Origin of the sequence: Paraburkholderia sprentiae WSM5005, assembly GCF_001865575.2 — a bacterium.
GTDB classification, from domain to species: domain Bacteria; phylum Pseudomonadota; class Gammaproteobacteria; order Burkholderiales; family Burkholderiaceae; genus Paraburkholderia; species Paraburkholderia sprentiae.
The window spans coordinates 758,740-777,000 of sequence record NZ_CP017561.2; the positions used below are offsets into that span (position 1 = coordinate 758,740).

An 18,261-nucleotide genomic window follows, 5' to 3' on the forward strand; every position below is an offset into this window, starting at 1 on the left:
ATTGTACCGGCGCGATGGGATAATGCCGCTCGATTGCCGCGCAGTGCGCCGCGCCCGCGATGCGCCGCATCGCAACGCCACCGTCCACATTCCACCTGCATCCCCGTGACCCGAACGCCCACTCCCCCCGACCTCCTGCCGGTGCCGCGCGGCACGCTGATGATCCAGGGCACCACGTCCGACGCGGGCAAGAGCACGCTGGTCGCGGGACTGTGCCGCCTCGCGCGGCGCGCGGGCGCGCGGGTTGCGCCGTTCAAGCCGCAGAACATGGCGCTGAACAGCGCGGTGACGGTCGACGGCGGCGAGATCGGCCGCGCGCAGGCATTGCAGGCGCTCGCCGCGGGCATCGACGCGCACACCGATCTGAACCCGGTGCTGCTGAAGCCGACCAGCGATCGCGGCGCTCAGGTGATCATCCACGGCAAGGCGCGCATGAATCTCGACGCGCGCGCGTATCACGACTACAAGCCGGTCGCGTTCGAGGCGGTGCTGGAGTCCTATGCGCGGCTGCGCGCGTCGTACGACACGATTTTCGTCGAAGGCGCGGGCAGTCCGGCCGAGATCAATCTGCGCGAGCGCGACATCGCGAACATGGGTTTCGCGGAGGCGGTCGATTGCCCGGTCGTGCTGGTCGCCGACATCGATCGCGGCGGCGTGTTCGCGCATCTGACCGGCACGCTCGCGTGTCTGTCCGACAGCGAGCAGGCGCGCGTGCGCGGCTTCATCATCAACCGTTTTCGCGGCGACCTCGGCCTGCTAAAGCCCGGGCTCGACTGGCTCGAGGCGAAGACCGGCAAGCCGGTGCTCGGCGTCGTGCCGTATCTGCATGGCCTGACGCTCGACGCCGAGGACATGCTGCCGCCCGAGCTGCGCGCGGCGGCGAGCGGTGATTCGCGCCGTCTGCTGCGCGTGGTCGTGCCGGTGCTGCCGCACATCAGCAATCACACCGATTTCGACGCGTTGCGCGCGCATCCGCAGGTCGATTTTCACTACGTGCGCGCCGGCACGCCGCCGCCGTCCGCCGATCTGATCGTCCTGCCGGGTTCAAAGAACGTGCCGGACGACCTCGCGTTTCTGCGCGCGCAGGGCTGGGGCGACGTGCTCGGGCGGCATCTGCGCTACGGCGGCCGCGTGATCGGGATTTGCGGCGGCATGCAGATGCTCGGCCGGGAGATCGCCGATCCGCATGGCGTCGAAGGCGCGCCGGGCACCTTCGCGGGCTTCGGCTGGCTCGACTATGCGACGGTGCTCACGCGCGACAAGACGCTGAGAAACGTGAGCGGGCGCCTTGCGCTGCCGGGCGCGCCGCACGTCGCCGGCTACGAGATTCATATGGGCGAGACGCGCGGCCCGGCACTGGACACGCCGGCGCTGCGTCTCGACGGTGCCGCCCCAGCCGAAGCCGGCGTGGACTTGGGGCACCCCGATGGCGCGTTGTCCGCCGACGGCCAGATTCTCGCGACCTACGTGCACGGCCTGTTCGATACGCCGGCCGCCTGCGCGGCACTGCTCGCGTGGGCGGGCTTGAGCGATGCCGAGGCGATCGACTATCCGGCGCTGCGCGAGGCGTCGCTGGAGCGGCTGGCCGATACGCTAGCCGGGCACGTCGATATAGACAGGCTGTTCGCGGCGATGGGGTGACGCTTTGCGTCGGACTTACGCCTCGGATCGAGCGCGATCGCCACGCGGGCGGAGCGCTTAGTACAACACCATCTGCGTGCAACGAAACAGTGCGATGGTTTTGCCATCCGGATCGGTGACCGTCGCGTCCCAGACCTGCGTGCTGCGCCCAAGATGCACGCCCTTGGCGACCGCGCGGATCGTGCCTTGCGTCGCGGTGCCGAAAAAGTTGCTCTTCAGCTCGATCGTCGTGAAGTTGCGCGCGTTCTCGGGCAGATGCGCGATGCACGCATAGCCGCAGGCCGTGTCGGCGAGGCCGATCACGGTGGCGGCGTGCAGGAAGCCGTTAGGCGCGAGCAGCGCCTCGCGCACGGTCAGCTCGGCGAGCAGCGTGCCCTGGTCCACGCTCAGCACCCGCAGGCCCAGCAGGTCCGGCAGCTTGCCCTTTTGGCGCTCCTGCAGGCGTTCGACGGTATATTCCGGGCGCAGTTTGCTCATCAGATTCAGGTCCTTCGAAAAAAACGGCGGGTTGGGGGTGGACGATTCGCGATGCGGGGGCTTCGGCCGCGCTGGATTTGTCGATATTATCAACGGCTGAACCGGTGGGCGTACCTGGAAACCGAACTTCGGACGGCAGCGATGGTGGAGCCCGCCGGCGCCGGTCCCAGCGGATCGGCGGGAACGGAGCAATAGCGCGGCAAACCGGCTGGCAGTGTCCAGCCTTCTTTCCGGGAGATTTCATGTCGGTGATCGTAGTGGCGAATCCGAAGGGCGGCGTGGGCAAGAGCACGCTATCGACCAATCTGGCCGGCTATTTCGCCGCGGAGGGCGAATGGGTCGCGCTGGCCGACCTCGACAAGCAGCACTCCGCGCAAGCATGGCTCGATCTGCGACCCGCCACGCTGCCGGTCATCGAGACCTGGCAAGTCAATCCCGACACGCCGGCCAAGCCGCCGAAGGGCCTCGAGCACGCGGTCGTCGACACGCCGGCCGGCCTGCACGGCAATCGTCTGAGCGTCGCGCTCGATCTCGCCGACAAGGTAATCGTGCCGTTGCAGCCGTCGATGTTCGATATTCTCGCGACCCAGGAATTTCTCGAGCGGCTCGCGAAGGAAAAGGCGGTCAGGAAGGGCGCGATCGAGATCGGCGTGGTCGGCATGCGCGTCGATGCGCGCACGCGCTCGGCCGAGCAGCTGCATCGCTTCGTCGAAGGACTGAAGCTGCCGGTACTCGGCTTTCTGCGCGACACGCAGAACTATGTGCAGCTCGCGGCGCACGGCCTGACGCTGTGGGACGTCGCGAAAAGCCGGGTGGAGAAGGATCTGGAGCAGTGGCAGCCGATCGTCGAGTGGACGAACGGCGCGGGCAAGAAGGGCTGAACCGGCAGCAGGCTGCCCGCCGCGTCAGTCAGGCCGCAAAGCGCGCCGCGCTCAGCGCCAGGCCTGCGTGGGCACGTGGTCGCGGCTGCCCTTGATCTTGTTGTTTTCATCGACGAATACGAGCTCCGGCTTCCAGCCCGCCTTCAGATCCGCCTCGTCGACCACCGCGAACGCCGCGATGATGACCAGATCGCCGAGCTGCGCGCGACGCGCGGCCGAGCCGTTCAGCGAAATCATGCCGCTGCCGCGCTCGCCCTTGATCGCATAGGTCGAGAAGCGCTCGCCGTTGTTGATGTTCCAGATGTCGATGCGCTCGTTTTCGACGATGTTCGCCGCTTCGAGCAGGTCTTCGTCGATTGCGCACGACCCCTCGTAGTGGAGTTCGCAGTGCGTGACCGCGACGCGGTGAATCTTCGACTTCAGCATATTGCGTTGCATGATCAATCCCAATCCGGTGTGACTGCGGTGCGCCGACGGATGCGGCGTCAGATTTCGAGGTTGTCGATGAGCCGGGTCGTGCCGAGCTTCGCGGCGGCCAGCACGACGAGCGGTGCGTTGGCGTCCTGCGTGCCCGGGGCGATCAGGTTCGAGCGCTTGCGGACCGCGATGTAATCGGGTTTCCAGCCGCGCGCCGCCAGCGTCGCCTTGGCCGCCTGTTCGAGCTTCGCGAAGTCGCGCTCGCCCGCGAGCACCGCGTCGCGCACGCGATTCAATTCGGCCGCCAGCATCGGCGCCTCGGCGCGCTCGGCGGCCGACAGAAACCGGTTGCGCGAGCTGAGCGCGAGGCCGTCGGTGTCGCGCACGGTTTCGGCGGCGATGATGTCGGTCGGCAGCGCGAACTGGTGGCACATCTGGCGCACGATCATCAGCTGCTGGTAATCCTTCTTGCCGAACACCGCGACGCGCGGCTGCACGCACGACATCAGCTTCATCACCACGGTACAGACGCCGTGGAAAAAGCCGGGGCGGAATTCGCCCTCCAGGATGTCGCCGAGATCGTGCGGCGGATGCACGCGGTACTCCTGCGGCTCCGGATACATGTCCCGTTCGGTCGGCGCGAACAGCACGTAGACCCCTTCCTTCTGCAGCTTGTCGATGTCGGCTTCGAGCGTGCGCGGATATTTGTCGAAATCCTCGTTCGGGCCGAACTGCAGGCGGTTGACGAAGATGCTCGCCACGACCGGATCGCCGTGCTGGCGCGCGAGGCGCATCAGCGACAGATGGCCCTCGTGCAGGTTGCCCATCGTCGGCACAAAGGCCGTGCGATTCTGGCCGCGCAACTGGTCGCGCAATTCATGGATCGAGCTGATGACTTTCATGATCGGACAGGGATAGGCTCGCGCGGCGCGCGATCCGGTTGGCGCAAGACCGGGCGGAATCGCGCGGGCCATCGCCTCACCGGCAATGACGGGTTCGGAGCGCGGATTGTAGTGGATTTGGGCAGCGGACGCACCGAAGCACGGCCGCGGCGAGGAGCCGTGCGCCGCGCGCTCGCTCAGGCCGGCAGGTACGCCAGCCGTACGTAGATCGGCGCGAACGGCTCCGCCTGGGTGATTTCGACGAGCGATTCGCGGCACAGCTCGAGCACGGCGATGAAGTTCACGATGACGACCGGCACGCCGCGGCTCGTGTCGAACAGATCGGAAAACTCGATGAAGCGCGCGTTTTGCAACTGCCGCAGGATCAGGCTCATGTGCTCGCGCACCGACAGCTCCTCGCGCGAAATCTTGTGATGCTGGACCAGCTTCGCGCGCTTGATCACGTCGGCCCAGGCGGCGCGCAGGTCTTCGCTGTTCACGTCCGGGAAACGCGGCGCGACGCTCTGCTCGATGTAGACCTCGGCGCGCAGGAAATCGCGTCCGAGCTGCGGCAACTGGTCGATGCGTTGCGCGGCGAGCTTCATCTGCTCGTATTCGAGCAGGCGGCGCACCAGTTCGGCGCGCGGGTCTTCCGCTTCCTCGCCGGTGTCGGCCTTCTTGACCGGCAGCAGCATGCGTGACTTGATCTCGATCAGCATCGCGGCCATCAGCAGATACTCGGAAGCGAGTTCGAGATTGGTCTCGCGCAGTTGCTCGACATAGCCGAGATATTGCACGGTGACATCCGCCATCGGGATGTCGAGCACGTTGAAGTTCTGCTTGCGGATCAGGTACAGCAACAGGTCGAGCGGCCCCTCGAAGGTCTCGAGGAACACCTCCAGCGCGTCCGGGGGGATGTACAGGTCGTTGGGCAGCTTGAACAGCGGCTCGCCGTACAGACGCGCGAACGCGACGCCGTCGACCGTGTCGGGCGTCGAGTCGGTGGCGGGCGTGGAGAGTGCGGCGTCGGCCGGTGCCGGCGCGGGACCGTGAAGTGGGCCGTGAAGCGGACCGTGAAGCGGACCGTGTACGTCGTCAGCGTGACTCATCGTCGGCGTGACTGGGGCGCTCAGAAGTTCTGGTAGTACGAGTAAGGCGTCTGCTCGACGCGCGAAGCTTTCTGCTCGGCGCGCTCTTCCAGGTCGATCGGCTGTTTGTCCCACAGCAGTGCGCGGCCTTTGCGTTGCTCGGTCTCCAGATTGGGCTTCTGTTGCTTGAGCTGGTTCAGGAACTGGGTGATGTCCGATTGATACATGGCTCGACGTCCGTGGTGGGTAGGGTGGCGGCTCTTAGGTTGGCCGCTGCGGGCGCCGCAAGGAGGGCGCCGTCGTCTGCGATTTTACCGCATGCGCCGCGCGCGGTCGCAATACGCCGCGGGCAGTTCTTTTGAGACGAGACGCGGAGCGCCGGCCGAGGCGTCAGAGAGGCCCGTCAGGGTCGCGTTGTGGTCAAATAGCATGCCTCGATCGCGCAGCGCGGCCGGGGCGCGAAAAGAGCATTCACTCATTGAGGCCGGAGGTCCTGTTTGGCGGGAGGAACGATCGACAAGCCGTGCGCGTGGTGCGGCGAGACCGGCCAGGCGCGCGAGCGCTCGCGTGAGCGCGACGTGCTCGCGCGGCGCTGGCTGCGCGTGTCGCTCGCCTTCGTCGGCATTGGACTCCTGATGCTGCTGGCCGCGGGCGAGGCGCGCGCGGCGCGGACGGCGCCGAGCTACAAGGTCGAGGTGGTCGCCGAGCCGCGCTCGCTGCGCCGGCTGCTCGAGCAGCACCTCGATATCTCGCGTTTCGCGAAGCGGCCCGACGTCACCGACGACCAGTTCTCGTTCCTGATCACCGCGACGCCGCAACAGGTGCGCGATCTCGCCGCGACGCAGGGCTACTTCTCGCCGCTCGTCAGCACCGACGTGCGCACCGTCGACAACATGCGGCAAGTCACCGTGCGCGTCGAGGCGGGCCCGCAGACCAAAGTCACGTCGGTCGATCTGTCGTTTCGCGGCGCGGTGCTGACCGAAGACCCGTCGCGCGAAAACGCGACGCGCTTCGCGTTCTCGCTGCACGAGGGCCAGCCATTCTCGCAGGGCGACTGGGACGACGCGAAGAACGCGTCGCTGCGCGAGTTGCAATCGCGCCGCTACCTCGCCGCGAAGATCTACCATTCCGAGGCACTGATCGATCCGCGCACGCACACGGCGAAGCTGTCGGTGATCTATGACAGCGGGCCGACCTTCACGATGGGCGAACTCGACGTGCAGGGCACGAAGCGCTATCCGGAGCGCATCGTGCGTAACGTCAATCCGATCTCGCCGGGCGACGTCTACGACACGCGCACCGTCGCCGAGCTGCAGCGACAACTGCAGAACACGCCGTACTTCGCGAGCGTCGCGATCGACCTCGACAACGACCCGAGCAAGCCGCTCAACACGCCGGTGCACGTGAAGGTGTCGGAGTTTCCGTACCACAGCTTCCGTGGCGGCGTCGGCTATTCGACCGACAACGGCCCGCTCGTGCAGGGCGGCTACACGTATCTGAACACGTTCGGCGCGGCGTGGCCGTTCACCGTCGAGGGACGCGCCGACCAGATTCAGCAATACGGGCAGATCCAGCTGTCGATGCCGCCGGGCCGGCGCGGGTGGACCAATAGCGTGCTCGCGTCGTACACCACTACCGACGTCTCCGACACGCGCATCTACAGCATCCGCGGCGGCGTGCAGCGCTCGCGCACCTCACAGTTCCTCGACTACAGCTACTCGCTGCTGTTCTACGACGATAAGCTCGACCAGAACGCGGCGCCGCCGACTCGCGCGCACGCGTTGGTGCCGGCATGGTCGTGGACGCGGCGCGACACCGACGACCCGCTGTTCCCGCGCCGCGGCAACCTGGTCCACGTCGAGGCGGGCTTCGCGGTCAAGGGGCTGCTCGCCGACCAGACGTTCATCCGCGGTTACGCGCGCGGCCAGCAGTATTTCCCGATCGGCGCAAACGACCTCGTGGTGATCCGCGCGGAGCTCGGCGGCGTCTTCACGAGCGGCAGCTCGAGCGGCGTTCCGGCGTCGCTGCTGTTCCGCGCGGGCGGCTCGAACTCGGTGCGCGGCTACGGCTTCCAGAGCATCGGCAACGACGTCGCCGGCTCGATCCTGCCGACCAAGTACCTGGTGACGAGCGCGGCCGAATACCAGCACTGGTTCTCGCACAATTGGGGCGCGGCCGCCTTCTTCGACATCGGCACCGCGACCGATACCTGGGGCGAAAAAGTCTTCTACCCAGGCGTCGGCGTCGGCGCGCGCTGGCGCAGCCCGGTCGGCCCCGTCAATCTCGATCTGGCCTATGGCATTCGCAACCACAGCGTGCGGCCGTATATCACGCTCGGCATCGCGTTCTGACGTTTCGACGACCACCCGCCACTTCATTCGCCACCTTTTTCGCCACTGCCTTCACGCATGACCACCGACGTTACCGATCCGCCCTCCGCGCAGCCGCCCGGCGCCACGCCGCCAGGCCGGCCGGATGGCCAACAGCCGCCTGACACGCCGCCGCCGAAGCGGCGCTGGGGCCGGCGGCTGCTGAAAACGGTCGCGGGCACGGTGGCCACGCTGGTGCTACTCGCCGCGCTGGCGCTCGGTCTGCTGTACGGCGCGCTGACGACCGAGCGCGGCACCGCCTACGCATGGCACGCGGCCGTGAAGCTGCTCGGCGGACGGCTCGCCGGCACGCTCGACGGCGGCACGCTCGCGCGCGGCGTGCAACTGCGCGACCTGCGCTGGCGCAGCCTCGACGGCAGCGGCACCGACATCGCGATCGACCGCGTCGCCGGCAGCTGGAGGCTCGCGCGCGAGCCGTGGCGGTTCACGATCGACTACCTGCACGTCGGCACGATCGAGGCGCGCATCGGCGCGTCGTCGTCGAGCAGCAGCGAGCCGCTGAACCTGCCGCAGGATTTGCAATTGCCGATGCAATTGGAGATCCGCGACGTGCAGGTCGAGCGGCTGCTGCTGCACCAGGGTGCGTCGACGACGGAACTGTCGCGCTTCGCGTTTCATGGACGCAGCGACGGGCGTCATCACGAGGCGGCGATCGATCGGCTCGAAACGCCGTTCGGGGCGTTGACGGCAGCGGCGAAGCTCGATGGCGTGCGGCCGTTTCCGCTCACGGGCGAGGTCGGTTATTCGGGCAAGGTCAACGATGAAGCGGTGCAGGTGGCCGGCCACCTGAGCGGCACGCTCGAGCAGCTGGTCGCCGAGCTCGATGCGAGCGGCATGAAACTCGCCGGCCACGCGCGCGTCGAGGCGGCCCCATTCGCCGCAGTACCGCTGCAACGTGCGACGCTGAGCTTCGATCATGTGAATCCGCAGGCTTTCGCGCCGGGTGCGCCGCTGGCGGATCTGGCGGTGCGCGCGGAAGTGCAGCCGGTGGAGCCGGGCGCGGCGGCTGCGCCCGGTGCGGCCAGTGCGGCCGGACCCTCCGCCGCCAGCCATCCGCATCACGGCTTCGGCGGCCATCACGCGCCGGCCACACCGGCAGCCGGTTTCGCCGTCGCCGGCCACATCTCGGTCGTCAACGCGAAACCCGGCGCAATCGACCAGAAACTGCTGCCGCTGATCGACGCGAACGCCGACGTGCGCCTCGACGCCCACGCGCAAAGCATCTCGAACCTGAACGTGCGGCTCGTGCGCAACGCGACCGTCACCGGCGGCGGCGCGCTGAGCGGCCGTCACGGTGAGCTCGACCTGAACATCGCGCGGCTCGACCTGAACGCGTTACAGGCGAGCGTGCGGCCGACGCAACTGTCCGGCCCGATCGCTATCCGCCTGAACGACGACATCCAGACCCTGACGCTCGATCTCGCCGACCCCGCCGCTGCGCTGCGTGCCCAGGGCAAGATCACGTTCGACCCGGCGCGCATCAGCTTCAACGACGTGCGTATCACGTCCGGGCGCGGGCGCATCGATCTGTCCGGCGCGCTGAAGCACGATGCGAGCTCGACCTACAACCTGAAGGCGCAACTGAGCGATTTCGATCCGCTGTCGCTGACGTCGCAGATGCCGGCGCGCGTGCCGGTCAGGACACCCGGTGCGCCCGCCGCCAGCGGCGTGCAGCGCGAGCGGCACGCGCAGGCCGCGGCGCTCGTGGGTAGCACCGCGGGCGCGCACAGCGCGGCGCCCGGCGACCAGGCCGCGGCCGTCGCGAAGAACACCGCGAAGGCCGCGGTGCAGACCGAAGTGCTCGAGCGCAGGGCGCCGCCGCCCGCGCATCGCGCGACCCCTGCGCCACGCACAGCCGCCCATGCAGCCCCGCCCGCGCGCAGGATCGAGGCGCGCGTGAACGCCACGCTCACCGCGGCCGGCGTGCTCGCGCCGGTCTTCACGACGCGCGCCGAATTCAAACTCGGTCCGAGCGTCTACGACAACCTGCCGCTCACGGGCGGCGGCACGATCCAATTGGCCGGCTCGCGAATCCTGCCGAGCCGCGCGAACCTTTCCGTGGCGGGCAACCAGGTGAATCTGCAAGGCAGCTTCGGCGCGGCCGGCGACCGGTTGCGCTTTGGCATCGACGCGCCGCAGCTCGATCGGCTCGGCTTCGGTCTCGCGGGCGCGCTCGCCGCCGACGGCGACCTTACCGGCTCGTTCGCGCATCCGAACGTCACGCTGAATTACAAGGCCGACGGCGTCGTGTTCGCGAGCAACCGCATCGGTCACGCGGAAGGACGCGCCGAGTTGCGCGACGGCGCGAACGGCGCGCTCGCGTTCACGACCGACGCGCGCAACGTCAGCGCGGGCGGTGTCGACCTCGCCACGCTGACCGCCCGCCTGTCCGGCACGCGTGCGAACCACACGCTCCAGGCCGCCGCGACCGGCAAGCTGCAGGAGCGCCCGCTCGACCTGACGCTCGCCGCCAACGGCAAGCTGACCGACACGCGCGACGGCACGCGCTGGGACGGCACCGTCACGCGTCTGCAAAATCGCGGCACGCCGGCGCTCAATCTCGAATCGCCGCTCGCGCTCAGCGCCGGGCCGGGGCACCTGACGCTCGGCGCGACACGCCTCACGATCGAGGGCTCGGTGCTGAGCCTGAAGTCGTTCGCGTTCGATCACGGCCGCATCCAGTCGGCCGGCAGCCTGACCGATGTGTCGCTCGCGCGCTTGCAGGAACTGCGTCAAGAGATCACCGGCGAGCCGCCTGCCGCGCGCACCGACCTCGTGTTCGACGGCGACTGGGACTTTTCGCTCGGCGCGACGGCGAGCGGCCACGTCGAAGTGCGCCGGCGCAGCGGCGACGTGACGGTCGAGATCGGCCGCGGACTCGCGTCGATGGGGATTGGCGACGTTCGCGCGCGCGCCGAATTCACCGGCGGCAACCGGCTCAACGCGACCGTGCATGCGCAGGCGAGCCGCGTCGGAGTGATCGATGCCGACGCGCACACCCCGCTCGTGACGCGCGACGGCATGCTCACCGTCGACCCGCAAAGCGCGCTGTCGGGCAACCTGAACGCGAACGTGCCGTCGCTGCGCACGACGGGCGGCCTGCTCGGGCCGGGCTATCTGCTCGACGGCCGTCTCGCGCTGAAGCTCGCGCTCGGCGGCACGGTCGCGAAACCGAACGTGACCGGCGCGCTGACCGGCGACGGCCTCTCGGCGACGGTCGTGAGTCAGGGCGTGCAACTGAAGGACGGCGTCGTGCGCATCGCGCTGTCGCAGAACATGGTGGACTTCCAGCAGGTCGAGTTCCACGGCGCGAGCGGCACGCTGCGCGCGACCGGCCGCGTGCGCCTCGACGGTTCGGAGCCCGATCTGAGCGCGAGCATCGTCGCGGACAAGCTCGACGTGTTCGCGTCGCCGGACCGCCATCTGTCGCTGTCGGGCAGCGCGAACATCGGGAACGGCGGGGTGGGGCGCGGACCCGTGATCGACGGCAAGTTCGTGGTCGACAGCGCGCTGTTCGATCTACCCGAGCAGGCCGGGCCGAGCCTCGGCGACGACGTCGTGATCATCCGCCCGGACGGTACGCGCTCGGGCGGCCAGCCGCGTCCGACCGAAGGGGAGGAGCGGCCGGCGAGCCCGTTCGCGCCGCGCGCCAACATCGAGATCGACCTGGGCAAGAACTTCCGCTTCCGCGGTCAGGGCGCCGATCTCGGCCTGGCGGGAACGATCACCGCGATGAGCGCGCCGAACACGCCGCTGCGCGCGGTCGGCAACGTGCGCGTCACGCCGGGTTCGACCTATACCGCGTTCGGCCGCAAGCTCGCGATCGAGAACGGCTTCTTCACATTCAACGGTCCCGTCACGAATCCGGGCATCAATATTCTCGCGATGCGCCGCAATCAGCAGGTCGAGGCGGGTGTGCAGGTGACGGGCACGCTGCAGGCGCCGGTCGCGCGGCTCGTGTCGGAGCCGAGCGTGCCGGACAACGAAAAACTGTCGTGGCTGCTGTTCGGCCACGGCACCGACCAGGGCAATAACCTCGGCCAGCAAAGCACGATGACGACTGCGCTCGCGCTGCTCGGCAGCGCGACCGGCAAGCGGATCGCGGAGACCGTCGGGCTCGACGAGTTTTCGATCGGCCGCAGCGACGTCGGCCTGACCGATCCGCAAGTCGTGATGGTGTCGAAGGCGATCAACGAGTGGCTCGTGATTGGCTACGAGCAGGGGCTGCAATCGGCGAGCAACGCGATCAAGGCAACGATCAATCTGACGCGGTACTGGTCGCTGGTCGTGTATGGCGGCACGTTCTATGGCGCCGACGTGCTGTACACGCGGCGTTTTGATCGGATCACGTGGTGACGCGGGCGGCGTTAAAAAAACGGCACGCTTCGAAGCGTGCCGTTTAGGCCATGCTGGCTCTTGCCGCGCGGTGAGGCACGCGCGGGCGCCTCACGTCAGCGTCATTTCACGCGCATGCCGGGCTTCGCGCCGCTATGCGGCTCGAGCACGTAGAGGCCCGGTTCTGCCGTTTCGTCCGCCGCCGATGCGGCCAGCACCATGCCCTCGGACATACCGAACTTCATTTTGCGCGGCGCGAGGTTCGCGACCATCACCGTCAGCTTCCCGATCAGCTGCTCCGGTTGGTACGCCGACTTGATGCCAGAGAACACGTTGCGGGTCTTTTCTTCGCCGACGTCGAGCGTCAGTTGCAGCAGCTTGTCCGAGCCTTCCACGACCTTGCAGTCGACGATCTTCGCGATGCGCAGATCGACCTTCGCGAAGTCGTCGATCGAGATGATGGCGGGCTCTTCTTCCTTCGCGGCCGGGGCCTTGGCGGTTTTCTTCGAGGTGGCCTGCGCGTCGGCCGGCGCCGCTTCCGGCGTGGCCTGCAGCGAGTCGCGGTTGGCCGCGAGCAGCGCCTCGATCTGCTTCGGATCGACGCGCGTCATCAGATGCTTGTACGCGTTGATCGGGCGCGCCGAGCTGAGCGGCACCGCGGCGTCGGCCCACACGAGCGGCGCGATGCCGAGGAAGGCCTCGACCGCTTCGGCGAGCTTCGGCAGCACCGGCTTCAGTGCCAGCGACAGCAGACGGAACGCCTCGATGCTGACGCTGCACGTCTCGTGCAGCGCGACCGCGTTGGCCGGGTCTTTCGCCTGATCCCAGGGCTTCGCGGTATCGACGTAGGCGTTGACCGAGTCGGCGAGCTCCATGGTCTGACGCAGCGCGCGGCTGTACTCGCGCGCCTCGTAGTGCGCGGCGATGTGCGGAAGCGCCGCGCGCAGCGTGCCGAGCAGCGGATGATGCATCGCGCTGTCCTGCACGCGGCCGTCGAAGCGCTTGCTCAGGAAGCCGGCCGCGCGGCTCGCGATGTTCACATACTTGCCGACCAGATCGCTGTTCACGCGCGCCTGGAAGTCGTCGAGGTTCAGGTCGAGGTCCTCCATCGTGCTGTTCAGCTTGGCCGCGAAGTAGTAGCGCAGCCATTCCGGGTTCAGGCCGGTGTCGATCACGCTTTGCGCGGTGATGAAGGTGCCGCGCGACTTCGACATCTTCGCGCCGTCGACCGTCAAAAAGCCGTGCGCGAACACGTTGGTCGGCGTGCGATGGCCCGAGAACTCGAGCATCGCGGGCCAGAACAGCGTGTGGAAATACAGGATGTCCTTGCCGATGAAGTGATATTGCTCGGCCGTCGAGCCCTTGCGGACCCACGCGTCGAAGTCGAGGCCGCGTTTTTCGGCGAGGTTCTTGAAGCTCGCGTAGTAGCCGACCGGCGCGTCGAGCCACACGTAGAAATACTTGCCGGGCGCGCCGGGAATCTCGAAGCCGAAGTACGGCGCGTCGCGTGAGATGTCCCAGTCGGCGAGTTTGGCTTCGCCGGCGTCGCCCAGCCACTCGCGCATCTTGTTGGTCGCTTCCGGCTGCGCGAGGCCGCCGACCCAGGCGCGCAGAAAGTTCTCGCAGCGCGGATCGGACAGGCGGAAGAAGTAGTGCGTCGAAGTCTTGCGGATCGGCGTTGCGCCCGAGACGACCGAATACGGATTGACGAGCTCGGTGGGCTGGTAGGTCGAGCCGCAGACTTCGCAGCTGTCGCCGTATTGGTCTTTCGCGCCGCATTTCGGGCACTCGCCCTTGATGAAGCGGTCCGGCAGGAACATTTCCTTGACCGGGTCGTACGCCTGTTCGATCTCGCGCGCGTCGATCAGCCCCGCTTCCTTCAACGCGAGGTAGACGTCTTCGCTGAGCACGCGGTTTTCATCGGAATCGGTCGAGTAGTAGTTGTCGAACGAAATGCCGAAGCTGTCGAAGTCGCGCTTGTGTTCCTGCCACACGCGATCGATCAGCTGTTTCGGCGTCAGACCTTCCTTTTCCGCGCGCAGCATGACCGGCGTGCCGTGGGTGTCGTCGGCGCCGACGTAGTAGACCTCATGACCGTGCATGCGCAGCGCCCGGACCCAGATGTCCGTCTGGATATATTCGACCAGATGGCCGATATGAATCTGGCCGTTCGCATACGGAAGGGCCGACGTGACGAGAATCTGACGGCGGCCGGAGGGCGCGCCTGCTGGGAGATCGGTGGCGGGTGCTGACATAAGGATCGAGGGTGCCTGCGATGGGACGAAACGGTGATTTTAGCAGGGCGCACGCCGCACACGGGCGGGCGTGGCGGGCTGGACGAGAGGGGCAGAACGGGGTGGCGCTGCGGTGGCGAACAGCCAGGAGCGACGTTTTGCGAAGCCGAGTGTAAAACCGCGCGGGCAAAAAAAACCGGGGTCGTTAAACCCCGGAGCAACAACGACAAGAGGAGAATGGTGACGTGACGGCTTCGCCAGCCACGTACCGTAAAGACAGACCGCGGATTTTCCGCGGAGTTCGAAATTTTTTTCGATCGGTCGATAAACCGGTCGGGCGGCTCGTCTCGGGCGTTGCGCTTATTGCGTCGCGTGCTGCGCGGTGGCGCGCAGATAGATTTCGACCCGACGGTTGGCCGCGCGGCCGGCTTCGGTGTTGTTGTCGGCGATCGGCTGGCTCGGGCCCATGCCGGTGGCCGACAGGCGCTGCGGCGCGATGCCGCGTTGCGCCAGATAGCCGGTCACGCTCTGCGCGCGATTGACCGACAGCGTCTGGTTGTATTGCAGCGAGCCGGTGTTGTCCGTATGGCCGACGACCGACGCAACCACTTCCGGATTCTGCTGCAGCGTCTGCGCGAGCTGATCGAGCACCGGTGCGAACGACGGCTTGACCGCATAACTGCTGGTGTCGAACGTGACCGAACTCGGGATGTTCAGCTTGAGCGAACCGTCCGGCTGCTCGGTGATCTGCGTGCCGGTGCCCTTGGTTGCGCCCGACATGCGGTTGCGAATGTTTTCCCAGTTGTAGCCGGTGACACCGCCGACCGCCGCGCCGGCAGCCGCGCCGATTGCCGCGCCCTTGCCACCGCCGAAGATCGCGCCGAGCGCCGCGCCGGTGCCGGCGCCCACGCCGGTGCCGACCGCGGTGTTGGTGCCCTGTTGGGTCGCGCAGCCTGCCAGCAGCGAGCCGGCGACGGCGAATACGGCCATGCGTGTCATGATTTTTCCGTTCATCTTCGTTTCCTTTTGAGTGCGAATAAACCAGCGGGCAGCGATCAGCCTATGCAGCGAACATGACGGCAAATGCAACGACCCGCCAGAAAGTTCGGTGACGACTTCTGCGCCTTGCTCCGCGCGGTCCGACAGCGAAGAAGGGTCTTCGGGCACCGTCTGCCGTCAGACACTACAATAATGCCTGAACCGCAGCGATGCGACCCCGCGGTGCCCCGCGTGCCCCGAAGGGTGCCCGGCAAGTCCGGTTTTCGCAATCCTGCATAACAATTTCTTGCAAATTCCGCTGCGTGGCCGATCGGTCTATCCCGCCACGCCGCACCTGTTCCCCACGGAGTGTCAATGAGCATTGATCGGGCTTTGGTCGACGCCGCCCTCGCGGCCGTCGCTGACCCTAACACCGGCGCGCCGTACGCGGCCGCGAAGGGCATCCGCAACGTGGTCGTGGAGGGCGACGCGGTTAGCCTTCAGGTGACGCTCGGCTACCCAGCGAAAAGCCAGTTCGACGCGATCCGCCAGCAGTTCGCCGACGCGCTGCGCGCGGTGCCCGGCGTCGCGAACGTGCGCGTCGAGCTTTCCCAGCAGATCGCCGCGCACACCGTGCAGCGCGGCGTGAAGCTGCTGCCCGGCGTCAAGAACATCGTCGCGGTGGCCTCGGGCAAGGGCGGCGTCGGCAAGAGCACGACCGCGGTGAATCTCGCGCTCGCGCTCGCGAGCGAAGGCGCGTCGGTCGGCATTCTCGACGCCGACATCTACGGCCCGTCGCTGCCGACCATGCTCGGCATCGAGGGCCGCCCCGAATCGCCCGACGAAAAGTCGATGAACCCGATGACCGGCCACGGCGTGCAGGCCAACTCGATAGGTTTCCTGATCGAGGCGGACAACCCGATGGTGTGGCGCGGCCCGATGGCGACCTCGGCGCTCGAGCAGCTGCTGCGCCAGACCAACTGGCACGAACTCGATTACCTGATCGTCGACATGCCGCCCGGCACCGGCGACATCCAGCTGACGCTCGCGCAACGCGTGCCGGTTACGGGCGCCGTGATCGTCACGACGCCGCAGGACATCGCGCTGCTCGACGCGAAAAAGGGCCTCAAGATGTTCGAGAAGGTCGGCATCCCGATCCTCGGCATCGTCGAGAACATGGGCCTGCACATCTGCTCGAACTGCGGCCACGAGGAGCACATCTTCGGCGCCGGCGGCGGCGAGCGCATGGGCAAGGAGTATGGCGTCGATGTGCTCGGCAGCCTGCCGCTCGACATCACGATCCGCGAGCAGGCCGACTCGGGCAAACCGACCGTCGTCGCCGACCCGAACGGGCGCATCGCGCAGATCTATCGCTCGATCGCGCGCAAGCTCGCGGTGCATATCGCCGAGCGCGCGCGCGACATGAGCTCGAAGTTTCCGAACATCGTCGTGCAGAACACCTGAGCGGCCGCTCGGGCAAGGGATTAGGGGCGATCTCGATCCCTATTTTCAGGAGCTCTCGCGGTATCATGTCGACTTCACAAGTTCGGCTCAGCGGCCGCAGGGGCGGCCGCAGGCCGACAAGAGGATCGCATGGGAAAACGAATCGACGGGCACGCGCTGCATGCGTTCATCGTCCTGACTGCCAGCTGTGCGCTGTTGAGCGGCTGTGGCGTATTCCTGAGACCACAGGAAAAGCGCGCCGACGCGCAATTGCTGTCCACCGTGGGCAATCAGGCGCACGGGCTCGTGACCTTTATCGAGCATTCGGACGGCGTCCAGGTCACCTACAATCTCACGGGCTTGCCGCCCAATAGCGACCACGCGCTGCAGGTCCACGAGCGCGGCGATTGCAACGCCGCCGACGGCTCCAGCGCCGGACCGGTGTTTTCGCCGGCGGCGGAGCGGCTCAAGGCCGGCGCGCGCGTCGAGGGCGATCTCGGCAACATCCATGCGGACGCGAATGGCGTGGCCACCGGCTTCATCGTCGCGCCGGACGTGTCGCTCGACGGCATTCGCTCGGTGCTGCAGCGCGCGGTGCTGCTGCACCACGACGCGACCGATCCGTACGCGTACCCTCTGCATGGCGCGGGCGTGGCGATCGCCTGCGGCGTGATTCGTCAGCAGTGAACGGCGAGCGCGCTTTCGCCGCTCTGCCACCGCCCGGTGACGCGCCGCGCAACGGCGCCGCGCCAGTTCGTGGACACCCCCTTGCCGGGCGCGTCTGGCGCCATCGCCGGCAGCATCTCCGTGATCGCGTAAAATAAGCGGCCTTCGCCGGCTGGGCGCCGAAGCGCCGGCCGGCCGTTTTCATCTATCTTTCGTCACCCCCGATATTCACGTCGAGCAGCGTTCACCTATGACCATCAAATCTGACAAGTGGATCCGGCGCATGGTCGAGTCGCACAAGATGATCCAGCCGTTCGCGCCCGATCAGGTTCGCGTCTCCGAAGACGGCCGGAAGATTGTCAGCTACGGCACGTCGAGCTACGGCTACGACATCCGCTGCGCCGACGAATTCAAGATCTTCACCAACATCAACTCGACGATCGTCGATCCGAAGAACTTCGACGAAAAGTCGTTTGTCGATTTCAAGGGCGACGTCTGCATCATCCCGCCGAATTCGTTCGCGCTCGCACGCACGGTCGAGTACTTCCGCATTCCGCGCAGCGTGCTGACCGTGTGTCTCGGCAAATCGACGTACGCGCGCTGCGGGATCATCGTCAACGTGACGCCGTTCGAGCCGGAATGGGAAGGGCACGTCACGCTCGAGTTCTCGAATACGACACCTTTGCCTGCCAAAATCTACGCGAACGAAGGCGTCGCCCAGGTGCTGTTTTTCGAAAGCGACGAGATTTGTGAGACGTCGTACGCGGACCGCGGCGGCAAATATCAAGGTCAACACGGCGTCACGCTGCCGAAAACCTGACGTCGGCAGC

The 18,261-nt window shown here is 67.1% G+C and carries 14 protein-coding genes; 7 read left to right on the plus strand and 7 right to left on the minus strand.

The window, feature by feature from the left end:
* Positions 1–159 precede the first annotated feature (159 nt).
* The gene (locus tag BJG93_RS03590) at positions 160–1,641 is read left to right on the plus strand and encodes a cobyric acid synthase (RefSeq protein WP_231337457.1); all 1,482 of its coding nucleotides are present in this window, start codon (positions 160–162) and stop codon (positions 1,639–1,641) included.
* A 57-nt stretch (positions 1,642–1,698) separates the two neighbouring features.
* Here the strand turns inward: BJG93_RS03590 and BJG93_RS03595 are convergent, their stop codons facing one another.
* Positions 1,699–2,118: a PaaI family thioesterase gene (locus tag BJG93_RS03595; RefSeq protein ID WP_027196984.1), complete on the minus strand. Its 420-nt coding sequence runs from the start codon at positions 2,116–2,118 to the stop codon at positions 1,699–1,701.
* Positions 2,119–2,360: 242 nt separating this feature from the next.
* Between BJG93_RS03595 and BJG93_RS03600 the strand changes: the two genes are divergently transcribed.
* Complete coding sequence (locus BJG93_RS03600; protein WP_027196985.1) at positions 2,361–2,999, plus strand: ParA family protein; 639 nt, start codon at positions 2,361–2,363, stop codon at positions 2,997–2,999.
* A gap of 51 nt (positions 3,000–3,050) precedes the next feature.
* Here BJG93_RS03600 and panD read toward each other — a convergent pair whose 3' ends face one another.
* The 4 genes from panD to BJG93_RS03620 form a co-directional block, all read right to left on the minus strand.
* Positions 3,051–3,437: an aspartate 1-decarboxylase gene (gene panD / locus BJG93_RS03605; protein WP_027196986.1), complete on the minus strand. Its 387-nt coding sequence runs from the start codon at positions 3,435–3,437 to the stop codon at positions 3,051–3,053.
* A 47-nt stretch (positions 3,438–3,484) separates the two neighbouring features.
* On the minus strand, positions 3,485–4,318 hold the full coding sequence (gene panC / locus BJG93_RS03610) for a pantoate--beta-alanine ligase (RefSeq protein WP_027196987.1): 834 nt from the start codon (positions 4,316–4,318) through the stop codon (positions 3,485–3,487).
* Between the two features lie 176 nt (positions 4,319–4,494).
* Positions 4,495–5,406, minus strand: a complete 912-nt coding sequence (locus BJG93_RS03615; protein ID WP_027196988.1) for a segregation and condensation protein A — start codon at positions 5,404–5,406, stop codon at positions 4,495–4,497.
* 20 nt (positions 5,407–5,426) lie between these two features.
* Positions 5,427–5,612: a DUF3460 family protein gene (locus BJG93_RS03620; protein WP_027196989.1), complete on the minus strand. Its 186-nt coding sequence runs from the start codon at positions 5,610–5,612 to the stop codon at positions 5,427–5,429.
* 270 nt (positions 5,613–5,882) lie between these two features.
* Between BJG93_RS03620 and BJG93_RS03625 the strand changes: the two genes are divergently transcribed.
* Together BJG93_RS03625 and BJG93_RS03630 are read left to right on the plus strand one after the other, a co-directional pair.
* On the plus strand, positions 5,883–7,736 hold the full coding sequence (locus BJG93_RS03625; RefSeq protein WP_027196990.1) for an autotransporter assembly complex protein TamA: 1,854 nt from the start codon (positions 5,883–5,885) through the stop codon (positions 7,734–7,736).
* 57 nt (positions 7,737–7,793) lie between these two features.
* Positions 7,794–12,131, plus strand: a complete 4,338-nt coding sequence (locus tag BJG93_RS03630; RefSeq protein ID WP_071336555.1) for a translocation/assembly module TamB domain-containing protein — start codon at positions 7,794–7,796, stop codon at positions 12,129–12,131.
* 101 nt (positions 12,132–12,232) lie between these two features.
* Here the strand turns inward: BJG93_RS03630 and metG are convergent, their stop codons facing one another.
* Together metG and BJG93_RS03640 are read right to left on the minus strand one after the other, a co-directional pair.
* The gene (gene metG, locus BJG93_RS03635; RefSeq protein WP_027196991.1) at positions 12,233–14,365 is read right to left on the minus strand and encodes a methionine--tRNA ligase; all 2,133 of its coding nucleotides are present in this window, start codon (positions 14,363–14,365) and stop codon (positions 12,233–12,235) included.
* Between the two features lie 339 nt (positions 14,366–14,704).
* Positions 14,705–15,358 (minus strand): OmpA family protein, encoded by a 654-nt coding sequence (locus tag BJG93_RS03640; protein WP_027196992.1) that lies wholly within the window; start codon positions 15,356–15,358, stop codon positions 14,705–14,707.
* Positions 15,359–15,697: 339 nt separating this feature from the next.
* On the opposite strand from BJG93_RS03640, the gene apbC reads away from it, so the two are divergent.
* The 3 genes from apbC (at position 15,698) to dcd (ending at position 18,251) form a co-directional block, all read left to right on the plus strand.
* Positions 15,698–16,786 (plus strand): iron-sulfur cluster carrier protein ApbC, encoded by a 1,089-nt coding sequence (gene apbC, locus BJG93_RS03645; protein WP_027196993.1) that lies wholly within the window; start codon positions 15,698–15,700, stop codon positions 16,784–16,786.
* 129 nt (positions 16,787–16,915) lie between these two features.
* Positions 16,916–17,452 carry a superoxide dismutase family protein gene (locus BJG93_RS03650; protein WP_027196994.1) on the plus strand — a complete coding sequence of 179 codons (537 nt, stop codon included), beginning with the start codon at positions 16,916–16,918 and terminating at the stop codon, positions 17,450–17,452.
* Positions 17,453–17,681: 229 nt separating this feature from the next.
* Positions 17,682–18,251: a dCTP deaminase gene (dcd, locus tag BJG93_RS03655; protein WP_027196995.1), complete on the plus strand. Its 570-nt coding sequence runs from the start codon at positions 17,682–17,684 to the stop codon at positions 18,249–18,251.
* Positions 18,252–18,261 lie beyond the last annotated feature (10 nt).

Coding starts and splice junctions, on each gene's coding strand:
- BJG93_RS03640 (WP_027196992.1), bottom strand. CDS start 15,358: ATGAACGGAAAAATCATGACACGCATGGCCGTATTCGCCGTCGCCGGC.
- panD (WP_027196986.1), bottom strand. CDS start 3,437: ATGCAACGCAATATGCTGAAGTCGAAGATTCACCGCGTCGCGGTCACG.
- BJG93_RS03595 (WP_027196984.1), bottom strand. CDS start 2,118: ATGAGCAAACTGCGCCCGGAATATACCGTCGAACGCCTGCAGGAGCGC.
- panC (WP_027196987.1), bottom strand. CDS start 4,318: ATGAAAGTCATCAGCTCGATCCATGAATTGCGCGACCAGTTGCGCGGC.
- BJG93_RS03620 (WP_027196989.1), bottom strand. CDS start 5,612: ATGTATCAATCGGACATCACCCAGTTCCTGAACCAGCTCAAGCAACAG.
- dcd (WP_027196995.1), top strand. CDS start 17,682: ATGACCATCAAATCTGACAAGTGGATCCGGCGCATGGTCGAGTCGCAC.
- BJG93_RS03590 (WP_231337457.1), top strand. CDS start 160: ATGATCCAGGGCACCACGTCCGACGCGGGCAAGAGCACGCTGGTCGCG.
- BJG93_RS03630 (WP_071336555.1), top strand. CDS start 7,794: ATGACCACCGACGTTACCGATCCGCCCTCCGCGCAGCCGCCCGGCGCC.
- BJG93_RS03600 (WP_027196985.1), top strand. CDS start 2,361: ATGTCGGTGATCGTAGTGGCGAATCCGAAGGGCGGCGTGGGCAAGAGC.
- BJG93_RS03615 (WP_027196988.1), bottom strand. CDS start 5,406: ATGAGTCACGCTGACGACGTACACGGTCCGCTTCACGGTCCGCTTCAC.
- metG (WP_027196991.1), bottom strand. CDS start 14,365: ATGTCAGCACCCGCCACCGATCTCCCAGCAGGCGCGCCCTCCGGCCGC.
- BJG93_RS03650 (WP_027196994.1), top strand. CDS start 16,916: ATGGGAAAACGAATCGACGGGCACGCGCTGCATGCGTTCATCGTCCTG.
- apbC (WP_027196993.1), top strand. CDS start 15,698: ATGAGCATTGATCGGGCTTTGGTCGACGCCGCCCTCGCGGCCGTCGCT.